The sequence below is a fragment of the Paraburkholderia sp. BR13444 genome, assembly GCF_040948755.1.
Classification (GTDB): domain Bacteria; phylum Pseudomonadota; class Gammaproteobacteria; order Burkholderiales; family Burkholderiaceae; genus Paraburkholderia; species Paraburkholderia youngii.
The window spans coordinates 456592-470400 of record NZ_JBFPKM010000003.1; the positions used below are offsets into that span (position 1 = coordinate 456592).

The 13809-nt window shown below is 60.0% G+C and carries 12 protein-coding genes and 1 pseudogene; 8 read left to right on the top strand and 5 right to left on the bottom strand.

Annotation, left to right across the window (positions count from 1 at the left end; translation table 11 throughout):
• Nucleotides 1-7: 7 nt before the first annotated feature.
• From AB3X95_RS11075 to AB3X95_RS11085, 3 genes are all read right to left on the bottom strand, one after another.
• Nucleotides 8-808, bottom strand: coding sequence for an enoyl-CoA hydratase/isomerase family protein (locus tag AB3X95_RS11075; RefSeq protein ID WP_368621334.1), 801 nt, complete (start codon nucleotides 806-808; stop codon nucleotides 8-10).
• A gap of 140 nt (nucleotides 809-948) precedes the next feature.
• Entirely contained in the window at nucleotides 949-2100 is a 1152-nt protein-coding gene (locus AB3X95_RS11080) for a thiolase (protein WP_176122721.1), read from the bottom strand.
• A 57-nt stretch (nucleotides 2101-2157) separates the two neighbouring features.
• Nucleotides 2158-2523, bottom strand: coding sequence for a Zn-ribbon domain-containing OB-fold protein (locus tag AB3X95_RS11085; protein WP_008917696.1), 366 nt, complete (start codon nucleotides 2521-2523; stop codon nucleotides 2158-2160).
• 385 nt (nucleotides 2524-2908) lie between these two features.
• Here AB3X95_RS11085 and AB3X95_RS11090 point away from each other — a divergent pair, with 385 nt between their 5' ends.
• From AB3X95_RS11090 to AB3X95_RS11115, 6 genes are all read left to right on the top strand, one after another.
• Nucleotides 2909-4072, top strand: a complete 1164-nt coding sequence (locus tag AB3X95_RS11090) for an acyl-CoA dehydrogenase family protein (RefSeq protein WP_368621335.1) — start codon at nucleotides 2909-2911, stop codon at nucleotides 4070-4072.
• Between the two features lie 48 nt (nucleotides 4073-4120).
• A complete protein-coding gene (locus tag AB3X95_RS11095) occupies nucleotides 4121-4597 on the top strand; it encodes a MaoC/PaaZ C-terminal domain-containing protein (protein WP_176111382.1) in 477 nt (158 codons plus the stop codon).
• A 2-nt stretch (nucleotides 4598-4599) separates the two neighbouring features.
• A complete protein-coding gene (locus AB3X95_RS11100) occupies nucleotides 4600-5853 on the top strand; it encodes a CaiB/BaiF CoA transferase family protein (RefSeq protein ID WP_368621336.1) in 1254 nt (417 codons plus the stop codon).
• Between the two features lie 38 nt (nucleotides 5854-5891).
• Nucleotides 5892-6656, top strand: a complete 765-nt coding sequence (locus AB3X95_RS11105) for a glucose 1-dehydrogenase (RefSeq protein ID WP_184227934.1) — start codon at nucleotides 5892-5894, stop codon at nucleotides 6654-6656.
• A 43-nt stretch (nucleotides 6657-6699) separates the two neighbouring features.
• Entirely contained in the window at nucleotides 6700-7476 is a 777-nt protein-coding gene (locus AB3X95_RS11110; protein ID WP_176122725.1) for an enoyl-CoA hydratase-related protein, read from the top strand.
• A 122-nt stretch (nucleotides 7477-7598) separates the two neighbouring features.
• A complete protein-coding gene (locus AB3X95_RS11115) occupies nucleotides 7599-7778 on the top strand; it encodes a hypothetical protein (protein ID WP_368621337.1) in 180 nt (59 codons plus the stop codon).
• A gap of 435 nt (nucleotides 7779-8213) precedes the next feature.
• On the opposite strand, the gene AB3X95_RS11120 is transcribed toward AB3X95_RS11115, so the two are convergent.
• Both AB3X95_RS11120 and AB3X95_RS11125 read right to left on the bottom strand, forming a co-directional pair.
• On the bottom strand, nucleotides 8214-8552 hold the full coding sequence (locus AB3X95_RS11120; protein ID WP_176122727.1) for a hypothetical protein: 339 nt from the start codon (nucleotides 8550-8552) through the stop codon (nucleotides 8214-8216).
• Between the two features lie 507 nt (nucleotides 8553-9059).
• A complete protein-coding gene (locus AB3X95_RS11125) occupies nucleotides 9060-9677 on the bottom strand; it encodes a hypothetical protein (RefSeq protein ID WP_176122728.1) in 618 nt (205 codons plus the stop codon).
• A 507-nt stretch (nucleotides 9678-10184) separates the two neighbouring features.
• Between AB3X95_RS11125 and AB3X95_RS11130 the strand changes: the two are divergent.
• Both AB3X95_RS11130 and AB3X95_RS11135 read left to right on the top strand, forming a co-directional pair.
• A pseudogene (locus AB3X95_RS11130) lies at nucleotides 10185-10546 on the top strand (integrase core domain-containing protein); the annotation flags it as partial.
• Nucleotides 10547-11204: 658 nt separating this feature from the next.
• Nucleotides 11205-13490 (top strand): hypothetical protein, encoded by a 2286-nt coding sequence (locus tag AB3X95_RS11135; protein ID WP_368621338.1) that lies wholly within the window; start codon nucleotides 11205-11207, stop codon nucleotides 13488-13490.
• Nucleotides 13491-13809: the final 319 nt, after the last annotated feature.

Genomic DNA, 13809 nt, shown 5'->3' on the forward strand with positions numbered 1-13809 from the left:
CCTTCCCTCAGTCGGCCACGAATACCGGCTTGCGCTTTTCCATGAAGGCGCTTACCGCCTCCTGGTGTTCGCGGCTGCGGCGCAGGATGGGCTGCAGGTTGACTTCGGCTTCGATCGCATCGTCAAGCGTGCGGATGCCCGTCGCGAGCGCGGCCTTCAGGTGCGCGGTGGCCACCGACGGCAGTTCCGCGTACTGTTGCGCCACCTTCAATGCGGCGTTCAGCGCCTCGCCGGGCTCTACGACCTGATTCGCAAAACCGCTCTCGCCTGCTTCGACGCCATTGAACTCGCGCGCACTCAGCATCAGTTCGCGTGCAAGACCGCCGCCCACGCGCTGCGACAGCGACCAATAGAGCCCCGTATCGGGCAGCAGCCCCACCTTGACGAACGCGCTCGCATATCGCGCGGCCGACGACGTGACGACGTAGTCGCAAGCGGCGGCGAGCGAGAGGCCGGCGCCGAACGCAAACCCCTCGACGGCGGCGACAACCGCTTTCGGTCCTTCGACCATCAGCCTGAAAATATCGAGCGGCAGTTCATTGCGCTGGCGGTATTCGAGTACCTTGCGCACCTGCATCTCCGAGATGTCTCCGCCTGCGCAAAACGTATTGCCTGCGCCCGTCAATACGATCGCACGGCAGGTTTCCTCGTGATGCATCAGGCGATAAAGCTGTGCGTACAAGGTCTCACGCATCTTCAGCGAAAACGCGTTGCGCCGTTGCGGATAGTTCAATGTGACGATCGCGATCGCACCGTCTTGCCGGACCTGTACGATCTCGGCTGCATCGTTGCTGGTCTCTTCGCTCATCTGTCCGTCTCCTGTCGATCAGAGTCGGCGCTTTAGCTGTCGATCGGAGTTGGCGCCTTAGCGCCTACTCCGATCCCATGCAAGCACTTACTCTGATCCCATGCAAAGCTGTTGACAGCGCCCCTGGCGGGCGGCGTGTCTTACAGCGTTTCCTGTGTTCCGAGAATCACTGTGGCCTGGCTCGACAGCACGCCGCCGTTGCCGTGCGCGATCGCCAGCTTCGCGCCGGGGATCTGGCGCTCGCCGGCGCGGCCCGTCAATTGCCGCATCGATTCTTCCATCAGAAAGAGCCCATACATGCCGGGGTGAACGCAGGACAGACCGCCGCCGTTGGTGTTCACCGCGAGCCGGCCGCCCGGCGCGATGCCGCCGTCCGCGACGAAGTGGCCGCCTTCGCCTTTAGCGCAAAAGCCGAGGTCTTCGAGAAACAGAATGGTGTTGATCGTGAAAGCGTCGTAGAGCATCGCGACGTCGATATCGCCTGCTTTCACGCCCGCCATCTCATACGCACGCCGGCCTGATTCCGCTGCGGCGGTCACCGTGAGGTCCGGCATGTTCGCGATTTCGCGGTGCGAGGTGGCCGAAGCCGCGCCGAGCAGATACACCGGTTTGTCCGTCAGATCGCGCGCCCGATCGGCGCGCACCATGACGACCGCCGCCGCGCCATCGGTCACGAGGCAGCAATCACGCACGGAAAGCGGGTCGGACACGAGGCGTGCGCCCATCACATCTTCGATCGACAACGGCGTACGCATGTACGCTTCGGAATTGAGCTGCGCCCACTTGCGCGCGGCTACGGCCACTTCGGCGAGATGCTCGCGCTTCGTGCCGTACTGATGCATATGCCGTGCCGCCGCAAGCGCATACGACGAAACCGGATTCATCGGCTTGTACGGGCTCTCCCACGGCGAGGGGCGCGACGATTGCACCAGCTTGCCCGCCGCGCTGCGCTGATTGCTTCCATATGCGATCAACGCAACGTCAATCTGTCCCGTACACAACGCCATGGCCGCGGTGTGCGCGTATATTTCGAACGCCGAGCCGCCGCTTCGATTGTTGTCGGTGAACCTCGGGTTAATACCGAGGTATTCGGCAAACGTGAGGCCCGAGAGCATGTCGTCCGGCGTACACACGAAAAGCCCGTCGACATCTCCAGGCGTCAGCCCTACCTGAGCCAGCGCGTCAACGGAGGCGCGCGCAGCAAGATCCAGCGACGACAAGCCAGGTGCTTCCCCAATGCCATAGGTGGCGCCTGCCACCAGTGCGGTACGCCCGCGCAAGTTGAATTCCATCGATCTACCTTTCATCGGTGCGACCGGCTCTTGACGGCCGGTTGCGGTTAGCGGGCGTCAGGCTGGTTCGAACACAAGCAGTGCCGCATCTCCCCGGTACACGATCTTCGCCTGCACGGGCATACCAATGCGCACGGCCTCCGGCTCGATGCCCTCTACGCAACTGAGCATGCGCACACCTTCTTCCAGATCGATCACGGCGACGTTGTAGCTTGGCGTGGGCGATTTCTGGCGCACCACGGTGGTGGAATAAACCGTGCCCTTCCCGCAGGCTTCGACCCACTCGAGGTCGCGCATCCCGGTAACCGGCTCAGCTACGCGCGGGTAGAACACATAGCGACCGCTGCTGCGGCTACGCTGGATCATCAAGCGGCCCTCGGCCAGAAACTTCTGATAATCGACTTCAGGACAAAGAGAGTCCATTCCCCGCTCCTCCAAATCGTTTTGCCACGGGCTCGCGCCGAAACGAGCCACTCTGTCGGGTCAAAATGGAACACATAACCGAACACTGTTCCAAATCTTAAACGCATTGGAAGGATGCTGTCAACGCCGGGAAACCCCTGCCACGCCCCGTCGCGCAAGGCTGCCACTACATCCCGACCAAATTGCTGGCGCACCTCGGAGAAACCCGCGGCCACAGGTTTCAGCGCTTGACGACCTACAAGCGATTCGTTTAATTTATCGAACATTGTTCAATTACGTGAAGAGACCGGCGTGATTCGGAAGAGGTCGGCGGGGGCGACGTGTCCCCTCTCCGGTGACGAATCCGGGGGCCGCCCTAGAAAAACCGCTAGCAAGAGAGCTCGAAGTGACATACGAACTAACAGACGACCAGGTTCAGATCCGCGACCTCATCCGCCGCGTCGCAAGGGAGCGCGTGGCGACACGCGCCGACGAGATCGACCGTACGGCCGAGTATCCGCACGATATGTACGCTCTGCTCAAGGAACTGGGCCTCTTCACGCTGCCGTTTCCCGAAGCGTATGGCGGCGCTGGAAGCCTGATGTCGGCATGTATCGCCGTCGAGGAATTCGGGCGGGTTTGCTACAACACCGGTTATCTGCTGGTCGTGCAATGGACGCCGTTCGGAGCGATTCTCGAAGGCGGCACCGAAGAACAGAAGGCTCGCCTTCTGCCTGGACTCGCCTCCGGCGACTTGCGCGGTGCTCTGTCGATTACCGAAGCGCAAAGCGGCTCCGACGTCTCGGGCATTCGCACCACGGCACGCCGCAAGAACGGCGGATATGTGCTCAACGGCTCGAAGATCTGGTGCACGAATTCGCATATCGCCGACTTCATTCTGGTCGCCGCCAAGACGCTCGATGAAGAAGGACAGCCGCTCGGCATCAATCTATTCATCGTTGATCGCAACACGCCGGGTCTGACGATCGGCAACGAAGAAGACAAGATGGGCGCGCGCGGCGTCCCGTCGTGCCCTCTCTATTTCGACGACGCTTTCATCCGCACGGAAGATCGTCTCGGGCCCGAAGGCGGCCAGGGGTTCAAGGTGGCAATGGAGACGCTCAACACGAGCCGCCCCATCGTGGCCGCGCGCGCGGTTGGCATCGCGCAGGGCGCGATTGATCACACCATCAAATTCATTCAGGACCGGGTTGCATTCGGTCAGAGCATCAGCAACTTTCAGGGCGTGCGCTGGATGATCGCTGACATGGTCACCCAGACCGAGGCTGCGCGCCAGCTCGTCTATCGCACGGCGTCGCTCGTCGACGCGGGCGTCAGAGGCCGTGAACTCGCCCCAATGGCGGCGATGGCGAAGATGTTCGCATCGGATGTCGCGATGAAGGTCGCGACCGACGCCGTACAGCTTTTCGGCGCCGCGGGCATCTCCAACGAGTACCCGATCAATCGATATTTCCGCGACGCGAAGGTGGTGCAGATCATCGAGGGCACCAACCAGATTCAGCGCAACATCGTCGCGGACAACGTGCTCGGCCGCATCAAGAAGAACTGACGACGACAGCTGATCTAACAATCGAGCGACAACAACAGAGGACAGGCAATGGTAGAAATCGAAACGGTTGGTCTGGGGATTCACTGGGAGGATCTGCCCGTTGGACGCAAGTTCAAGACCGTAGGCCGGACGGTCACGGAAACGGATGTCGTGAATTTTGTCTCGGTGACCGGCATGCTGGAAGTCCTGTTCACCAACACCGAGTTCTTGCGCGAGCAATCCGCCATCAAGGGCCGTGTCGCGCCGGGAGCGCTGGTGTTTACGCTCATGGAAGGGCTACTCACGCAGGCCACCATGCAGGGCGTCGGCTTTGCGTTCCTGAACATGGAGCTCGACATCAAAGGCCCGACCTACGTGGGCGACACGATCCATGTCGAATGCGAAGTGATCGAATGCCGGCCTAGCAAAGGGCGTCCCGGCCTCGGGCTCGTGCGCACCCGCAACCGCGTGGTCAAGCAGGACGGCACGGAAGTGATGGTGTACACGCCGCTCAGGCTCGTTAAGGGCAAGGAGTACAAGGCCTGAGCATGGAAAATCCACAACAACCTCTCGAACAGGCGACCGGCCCGCTAGCCGGTGTCCGCGTGATCGATCTGACCATCAACGTGCTCGGTCCGGTCGCCACGCAGTTGCTCGGCGACATGGGCGCGGACGTGATCAAGATCGAACCGCCCGAAGGCGACCAGAACCGCAAGAACGGTCCCGGCCGCAATCCCGACATGGCCGTGTTCTATACGATCATGAACCGCAACAAGCGGAGTGTGATCCTGAATCTCAAGCTCGCCGAATGCCGCGAAGCGCTGCTCAAGCTCGTCGAGACCGCCGACGTGATCGTGCATAGCATGCGTCCGAGCGCGGCCGAGCGCCTCGGCATCGACTATGAGACGGTGCGGGCGCGCAATCCGCGCATCGTCTATGCGTCGGGTGCGGGCTATCGAATCGACGGTCCCTACAAGGACCGCCCCGCTTTCGATGACGTGATCCAGGGCGAGAGCGGCATCGCCGCGATGAACCGCGACACGGACGGCTCGCCGCGCTACTTCCCCACCGTGATCGTCGACAAGTTCTGCGGCTACGTGCTGGCGTCGTCGATCGGCATGGCGCTCTATCACCGCGAGCGGACCGGTGTCGGCCAACTCGTGCATGTGCCGATGTTCGAAACGATGCTGCAATTCAATCTGTTCGAGCATCTCTGGGAAGGTGCGCTGGGCTCCAATGACGGAACCGGTCTCGGCTATCCGCGCATGTTCTCGCCGCACCGCCGACCCTACGCGACAAAAGACGGGCATATCTGCCTGCTCGCCGTGAACAACGAGCAATGGCGCCGCGTGCTGTGCGCAATCGATGCCGCGCATCTGCTCGACGACCCGCGCTTCTGTCACATGACCGAGCGCATGCGCAACATCAACGAGCTGTACCGCATCGTCGGCGACGCGATCCGCAACAAGACGACCGCGGAATGGAACGCGATCTTCGCCTCCGCCGACGTGCCGCACGGCCCGGTACGTGACCTGAAAGACCTGATGCACGACGCGTACATCAAGGAGACCGGCTTCTTCCAGCGTTTCGAGCACCCAACCGAAGGCGACATGGTCATGACCTCGATACCGGTGCACTTCTCCGAGTCGCCCGGCAACGTTCGCTATCTGCCGCCGAATCTCGGCGAGCACAGCATCCAGGTTCTGATCGAAGCGGGTTACAGCGAAGACGAAGCCAGCGCGCTAGTCGCCCGGGCCACGGGAAAGGCCGATGAAGTTTCCGAAGCGCTGAGCAAGGATTAACTGGCGCGAAAGCGCCTCGCATATCACGGAGGGAATCAATGAAGGGGCTCAAGGAGAAGGTCGTCATCGTCACCGGCGCCGCAGGCGGGATCGGAACAGCCATCAGCAAGCGGTTCGGCGAGGAAGGCTCGACCGTCGCGCTGTTCGATCTGAACGAAGAAGGCGCGGCGCGTGTCGCGGCGCAAATCGAAGCAGCGGGCGGCAAGGCGCGCGCGTACCGCGTCGACATCACCGATCACGAAGGCGTGCATGCCGCGGTGGCGAGAGTCGAGGAAGAACTGGGACCGATCGAGGTTCTCGTGAACAACGCCGGCTGGGACATGGGCGCATTTTTCCTGCAAACCGAGAAGCCGTTCTGGGACAAGGTGGTTGCGATCAACCTGTACGGACCGCTGAACATGCACCATGCCGTGCTGCGACGGATGTCCGAGCGCGGCCGCGGCCGTGTCGTCAATATCTCGTCGGATGCGGGGCGCGTGGGCTCCTCGATGGAAGCGGTGTACTCGTTCTGCAAGGGCGGCCTGATCGCATTCACGAAGACGATGGCGCGCGAAATGGCTCGCCAGATGATTCCCGTCAACGTGGTTTGCCCGGGTCCCACCGCGACCCCTCTTCTCGACAACCTCGCGCAAGGCGAGAAAGGCGAGCGCATCAAGGCGGCCCTCGTGAAGGCCGTACCGTTCGGCCGTATGGGCGACCCGAGCGACATTCCGGGCGTGGTTGCCTTCCTTGCGAGTGACGACGCCGCCTTCATCAGCGGCCAGGTCATCAGCGTGTCTGGCGGTTTGACGATGGCCGGCTAAAAGGCACCGCTATCGCAATCAACCAACAACAGTGGAATACGACATGGAATTCAAGGACATCAGCTATCAGGAGGCGGATGGGATCGCGACGATCACCATCAATCGCCCGAAGGTCTACAACGCATTCAGCGCCAACACCGTCGAAGAGCTCATCAAGGCTTTCGGCCTCGCGGGATGGAACAAGGATATCGGCGTCGTCGTGCTCACGGGGGCCGGCGACAAGGCATTCTGCACAGGCGGCGACCAGTCCGGCGACGGCTACAACGGGCGCGGCACCGTCGGTCTGCCGATCGAGGAACTGCAAAGCATCATCCGAGATATTCCGAAGCCCGTGATTGCCCGGGTGAACGGCTACGCAATCGGCGGCGGCAACGTGCTCGTGACGATCTGCGATCTCGCCATCGCTTCCGAGACCGCGGTGTTCGGCCAGGTCGGACCGAAGGTCGGGTCGGTCGATCCCGGTTTCGGTACCGCCTACCTCGCGCGCATTGTCGGCGAGAAGCGCGCGCGGGAAATCTGGTATCTGTGCCGCAAATACAGCGCGAAACAGGCGCTCGACTGGGGTCTCATCAATGCCGTCGTGCCGCCCGAACAGCTCGACGCCGAAACGAAGAAGATGTGTGACGAGATTCTGCAGATGAGTCCCACCGCTATTGCGCTGGCGAAGCGTTCGTTCAATATCGACACCGAGAATATCCGCGGTATCGGCGCATTCGCAATGCAGGCGCTCGCGATGTACTACGACACGGACGAATCGAAGGAAGGCGGCAATGCGTTCCGCGAAAAGCGTAAGCCGGAGTTCCGCAAGTACGTGAAGTAAGTGAAGAAGAAGCGTGGGCGACGGGCGTGCGAACCGCCGCCCGCCCACCTCGCTTCAAAGTCCGCACGAATGACGCATCGACTCCGTTCACTGAGGCTACCCCGTGCTCGTTTGATCCCTACGTGTTGAACCCCGCGGGAACGAATTACAACGTGCCGAACTTCCACCGCATTATCGTTCACGGACAGACCACGCCGATGGAATGGACGAAGTTCACGTTTGATCCGACGAAGAACGCACCGAACGGGCTCGATGCCTATGGTCCGTTCTCGTGGTCGCGGCAGAAAGTTTCGCTGAACTAATTGCCAATATGATGCGCCGAGGGTTTGCCGATACAAACCCTATCGTCGTGATATTTGACGAGGGCGAATCGAGTTCGACCAGCTGCTGCGGAGCCCGTCGCTGTCGATCGGGGCCACTCCGCGGCGTCCGACAACAAGTGCAACGGCCGCGGATTCCGTGCAGACTCCAGCTCTCGAGAGAATGGAGCCGTGAACAGGAAGGTACCGAAGTTTTCCCTGGAAGTCCCGGAGCAAGACGTGCCCCGGGTGTGCGATCAGCGCAGCGAACATCCGTCAATGGGGCGGCGGTCGAACCGATTGCGCCGATGATCTGCTGCACGCCGCAGACACTGCACGAGTAGGTCAAGCACGGCCGGATCGACCGCGGTGAGCGCGATGGCGTCACAACGACGAGTGAGAACGTCTGAAGGCCTTGGAGCGCAAAGTTAGCGAAAATCATTTGTTGCGCTGTTTCTTCTTTCCCGCAGGCTTTTCATTCTCAGTGGAGCCGGATTCTGTTCTCAGTTCCGCGGCTGCCGCCACCAGTTCGCCAGCTTGAGTGGCGTTCACCGATTTCTTGAGGCGCTTAAGGCTTGTCCCGAGCGTTGCGTCTTCGAGGATATCGATGCCAGCGGCCTCCGCTTCTCTCGCAAGTTGTTTGAGAAGTTTCCGCGCAAAACGGGCATCGAGAGAATTGCTTTCGAGCAGTTCCGTAGTGTGTGCGGCAAGTTCGCTCAGCGCCTGCGCCGAGCTGTTTGATACATCGCCGGCTAGAGGCACGCGTTTGCTGTTCATCGCAGTTATGCTCCATTGGCCAGTTCGTCAGCGAAGGCTGAGTCTGACACGCCTCGCACGTTTTCGTTTGCCGGTGTCGCACCGGAAACGCCGGGGTTGATATCGGGTGGTGTCCCGAGGCCGGGTGACAGTTTTGGTTTTGAAGCCGGCTGCGGTTGTCCGGACGGATCCGCGGCGGGCGCTGTTCCTGAATCGTCTTTCATGATGACCTGTCAGACTCTTGATGTCAGTCGTCATCGCCCAGCACTTTTTGTTCCCATCCGGGCGGCCCATTCTGGCGGCGTTGCGGCATGTCCATATGTGGACTGCATAGAAACCGCTAGGTCCGAGACGACAGCAAGCACGGTCATTCCTGATCCGCCATCCCAATTTTGTGGCCACGCTTATTTCATCTATCGCGCGCAGCAACTCCTTTAACGCGAGTGGCTTCTTGAACGTAGATCGCCAAGCCCGCGCTCGACTTGGACGACCGGATGGCGTTGCGTGCGGCGCTATTTCAGGGTCGAGCTAAAAAGGCGGCAAGCTCATTCGTCCGGCTGGCGCCGAACCGACAACCACGTCCCCGCCGGACAACGGAGCCAATAGCCGCTCCACACGCGGCCGCGCCACCGCCAACGCCGTCCCGATCCCGCCCACCAGCCCCACCCCGTACAAGGCTAGAAAGGCCGTATAGGACATCGCCGGGGCGATAAGGCGCGCCACGCCTACAAAAGACGCATAGAGCCACGACACCGAACTGATGGCCCCCAACAAGACGCATATCGTCGCCGCCCGACGTGGGCGACGCTGCGGTGTGGTCAGCACCGGAAACGCGACTCGATGCAGCAGCAAGCCGTTCGCCGTCAGCAGGCATACCACTGTCAGCTTTGCAGCCAGCTTCGGCTTGGAGACCAGCACAGCCATATGTAAGCCGGTGCCAAGCAGGATCATAGCGACGCCCGTTATCCAGAGCAGGCCGAGCAACCCTGCAATGGTACGTCCGGTGGCTTCCAGTCTGACGGCATCAATGCGCCGAGCTGTGAGCAGCGCCACGTCTTCCCGCAACACGCGCGCGATGGCGAAGGCGAAGACGAGGGTGTGGCTATATAACAAGAGCTGGCGAGCGGTGATGGTAAGCATGTTCATGACGGGCCTCACTTCCTTATGAGGGTTTCGCGGACCGACTCCTGGCCGGCGGTCGGTGATCGTTTTTTGAGGCGCGTGGCCTTCCAATTTCCGACCAGAGCCCACTGTGCCGACGGTTGCATTTAACGGCTTGCCGAATCGACCGTTCTAATCGTCAGTCCGGCTGGTGAGCGTCGCGGCTACTGCTCGAGAAAGCTTCAGGAATCTGGCCAGCTACTCCCGTATGATCTTCCGGCAGTTCCGGGCGCTTCGTCGCGGACACAACGAACGTCAACAGATTTGCGAACTTGCTCACGGCAGGCTCTCTCATAGGGTTCTGTCATTTTTTGATAGTGCAAGGAAGATGATAGATGGCCCATATGTTTTTAGTACGCACGTTGGAAAAAAACCTGTTGTGTTGTTTGTGTTGTGTTGGAAAACGAACATAACGAGGACAAGTAAAAAGCGGTTCTAGAGCCACGCGAAGAGGTTGTCCTCGCAATCTTTTTATTCAACAACAGCATATCTGTACCGCTGCTGCGTGTGCTGACCGATCGCGGCACGGAATACTGCGGCAATCCCGAGCATCACGAATATGAGCTGTATCTGGCCGTGGAGGATATTGATCACATTCGTACCTAGGCCAAGTCGCCGCAGACCAACGGGATCGTCGAACGGCTGCACAAAACCATGCTCAACGAGTTCTATCGTGTGGCCTTCCGAAAGAAATCTACGACTCGATAGACGTGTTGCAGACTGATCTTGATGCGTGGCTCGACCAGTACAACAATGAACGTGAATATCAGGGACGATGGTGTTACGGCAAGGCCCCGATGCGCACCTTTCTCGATTCACTGCAACTCGCCAGGGAGAAACTCATTCCCCATTGATCGCGTCTTCTCTATCGGCCCAGACTACCTGTCAGATCGAGTTGCAGCTAACACACTTCAGCTATGGGATTCGTGAAACAGGGGCAAGATCACTTTCCGGCCCTGAACGCTCCCCCCAGATCATTGGAAAGATAAGGAATTGGAAGCGTCGCAGCCGCAGAGCAGGCAGGAGCGCCCTTGGAAAAGTGCTCATCGTCCACCACCCTCTGGACGTTCGTCGCTTCCGATTCGCAAACCGCGAAAAAAGTAACCTGCGGGCGCCTTTTTATCGCAAGAATAAGCCTATTTTCCGCCGTGCTCTAACCTCCGGCCCACTTCCTGCCGACATCCAGTAGTATCTCTTACCTGACGAGGCTCAAGAAGGTAATTATTACCGCATCACTATCGCTTATTCCCTTTTTGCGAATTCGCTCGCTGGCTGCGCAAAGGCAGGTCCAGTGACGATCGCTCCGGTAATCGAAATCCCTCCGACAAGCAGTTCGATAGAAAACGCGGCGCCTTGATGAACGCCTGGGAGCCGTCGTCCGATCGTATTGCAGCGGTTTGATAAGCATACCGAATTAAAAGGTGCAACCACTTTCTGGCGCACGTCAGACCCGTGTGACTCGAGTGCTTACCAACTGAATTTGGCCGGGTCTTCCGGCTGCGGATTATTTCTGTGATCAATCGACGACGATTTCTCGGCTGCCTGACGGCAGCTGCAAGCAGCTATGTACTGGTGGCGTGCGGTGGCGGGAGCAACAGCGACGCCACTGCGCCTGGCAGCAACAGCAGTGCGGCCAAGGCAAACGCCAGCGTATCCACCTCACCTAACGGCACGACAACCCCACCGGCAGCATCCATTGTCGACGCCTCCGGGATCGTGTGGACGACCTCCAACGGGTATATCTACAGGAACGGGACCAAAGACCCCTACTCGTACAACGTCACAATGCTACTGTGGTACAACGGCAGCGTCTTCCAGCAGAACACGAGCGGGGATTACTATGTGTGGCTTGGGACGGGGTGGACAAACTCTGTCGATCCGCGCCTGATTGCGGCCAACGGTACGACTTCTGCCAGCGGCACGACAACCCCGCCGGCGTCCGCCATTGTCGACGCGAGCGGCAGTGTTTGGATGACCGCCAACGGGTATATTTACAGGAACGGGACCAAAGACCCCTACTCGTACAATGTCGTGATGCTGCTGTGGTACAACGGCAGCGTCTACCAGCAGAACACGAGCGGAGATTTCTATCAGTGGATTGGGTCGGGATGGACACCGGCTTCCAATCCCTGCCTCGGGGGCACTTCGGCCAACGGCACGACAACCCCGCCTGCGGCGTCCATTGTCGACGCCAGCGGCATCGTGTGGATGACCTCCAACGGGTATATCTACAGGAACGGGATCAAAGACCCGTACTCGTACAACGTCGCGTTGCTGCTGTGGTACAACGGCAGCGTCTACCAGCAGAACACGGGCGGGGATTTCTACAAATGGCTTGGGACGGGCTGGACACCCTCTGTCGATCCGCGCGTCGGGGGTAATATTTCGGCCAACGGCACGACAACCCCGCCGGCGACGTCCATTATCGACGCCTCCGGCATCGTGTGGACGACCTCCAACGGGTATATCTACAGGAACGGGACCAAAGACCCCTACTCGTACAACGTCACAATGCTGCTGTGGTACAACGGCAGCGTGTACCAGGAAAACACGAGCGGCAATTTCTATCAGTGGCTTGGGTCGGGATGGACGTCGTGTATCGATCCGCGCCTTGGCGGCACTTCGGCAGACGGCACGACGATTCCGTCCGCCGCCTACATCATCGACAAGTCCAGCAACATCTGGACGCTTTCGAACGGCTATATCTACAAGAACAAGGTCAAGGATCCGTCCTCCTCCAACGTGAGCCTGCTGTTGTGGTATGGCGGCATGATCTACCAGTCGGGGACGGGCGGGCAGTTCTCTGTCCTGACATGGAACGGCAACTGGTTACCGTGTACGGACCCGCGTATCGCCGCGGCGGCGACGCCGGGCGCGTTCTACGGCATCAACGGGCACTACGATTATACGTTTACGCCCGCGCAGGTCGTCGGCGCGCTGCGTGCGCTAGGATGCACGACGTATCGCGTCGGCGTTTTCAACACGCCGACCCAGATAAACGCGTTGGTAGCCCTGGCAAGCGCTTTCAAGTCCGCCGGACTGACGCTTTTCCCGCTCGTCGAATACGGGCTCCGTGACACAAACAACAACCTGTACACGAGTGAATCGGCGGCCTATCAGGCTTCATTCTCAGGGGCTGCGGCGATTGCCACGGCGCTGGCGCCGTATGGCGTCACGATGTACGAATGTGGCAATGAACTGACCCGCGACGGGGCGATCATCCTGAATTCGGCAACGGCCGGAACAGGCAGAGGCGACTTCAACAACGCGAACTGGCCGATCATGCGCGGCGCGATGCGCGGCATGATCGATGGCATCAAATCCGTGCAGCCGAACGCCAAGTGCGGTATCAACTTCTGCGTGGCGGATATCGCCGCCTCCGACATGCTATGGGATGGCTTGCAGCCGAATGGAACGAGCGGTTACCCGAAGGTTCGCTGGGACATCACGACGTGGCACAACTACCAGCCTTATGGCGATATCTTCGACGTAGGCTCGGACGGTGCCGGTCCAGGCTTCAACCTGCCAATCTACTGCAAGGCGCGCTATGGAGTGCCGTTCATCATCTCCGAATGGAACGCCGCCCCCGAAGATACCGAAGCGTTCCGCGCGACCTACGTCAGTCAGCAACTCGGCGAATTCTATGCGGCGCGCAAGACGTCTGCGGTTCAGTCGGTGATGTACTACGACTTGACGAGTGGTGACCAGACGTTCGGCATCGTCTCGAACACTCTGGTACCGATCCAGCCGACTTACGGTGCGTTCCAGAGCTTCGTCGCAGCGAATCCTGACACCTGAGCCGATGCGGACGCCAGAGTCGGTATTCGCGATCGTCACAGCACTAGCATGTCTCGATATGCCGAATGTGGGTAAACGCTAGCGTTTTCACACCTGGCTTCTGCGTTTGAGAAGGTCCGCAATTGCGTCGGCAGCGAACGCTTCGAACGCTGCGAACGCAAATCACGGCTGGGACGACCGGAGCTTTCTTGAGTCTGCGGGTGACACGCATTGGTGGCGGCAATCACGGTTTCGATTGAGCAAATGGCTCAATGAGACGGGATCGCTTCGGAGTTTGACAATGGGGGCTACACCGGAACCCGCTACTAATTTCCGGGAC

What these genes read in the sequence shown, in the direction of transcription:
- AB3X95_RS11075 (WP_368621334.1), bottom strand. Translation starts at nt 808, where the DNA reads ATGAGCGAAGAGACCAGCAACGATGCAGCCGAGATCGTACAGGTCCGG.
- AB3X95_RS11080 (WP_176122721.1), bottom strand. Translation starts at nt 2,100, where the DNA reads ATGGAATTCAACTTGCGCGGGCGTACCGCACTGGTGGCAGGCGCCACC.
- AB3X95_RS11085 (WP_008917696.1), bottom strand. Translation starts at nt 2,523, where the DNA reads ATGGACTCTCTTTGTCCTGAAGTCGATTATCAGAAGTTTCTGGCCGAG.
- AB3X95_RS11095 (WP_176111382.1), top strand. Translation starts at nt 4,121, where the DNA reads ATGGTAGAAATCGAAACGGTTGGTCTGGGGATTCACTGGGAGGATCTG.
- AB3X95_RS11100 (WP_368621336.1), top strand. Translation starts at nt 4,600, where the DNA reads ATGGAAAATCCACAACAACCTCTCGAACAGGCGACCGGCCCGCTAGCC.
- AB3X95_RS11105 (WP_184227934.1), top strand. Translation starts at nt 5,892, where the DNA reads ATGAAGGGGCTCAAGGAGAAGGTCGTCATCGTCACCGGCGCCGCAGGC.
- AB3X95_RS11110 (WP_176122725.1), top strand. Translation starts at nt 6,700, where the DNA reads ATGGAATTCAAGGACATCAGCTATCAGGAGGCGGATGGGATCGCGACG.
- AB3X95_RS11120 (WP_176122727.1), bottom strand. Translation starts at nt 8,552, where the DNA reads ATGAACAGCAAACGCGTGCCTCTAGCCGGCGATGTATCAAACAGCTCG.
- AB3X95_RS11125 (WP_176122728.1), bottom strand. Translation starts at nt 9,677, where the DNA reads ATGAACATGCTTACCATCACCGCTCGCCAGCTCTTGTTATATAGCCAC.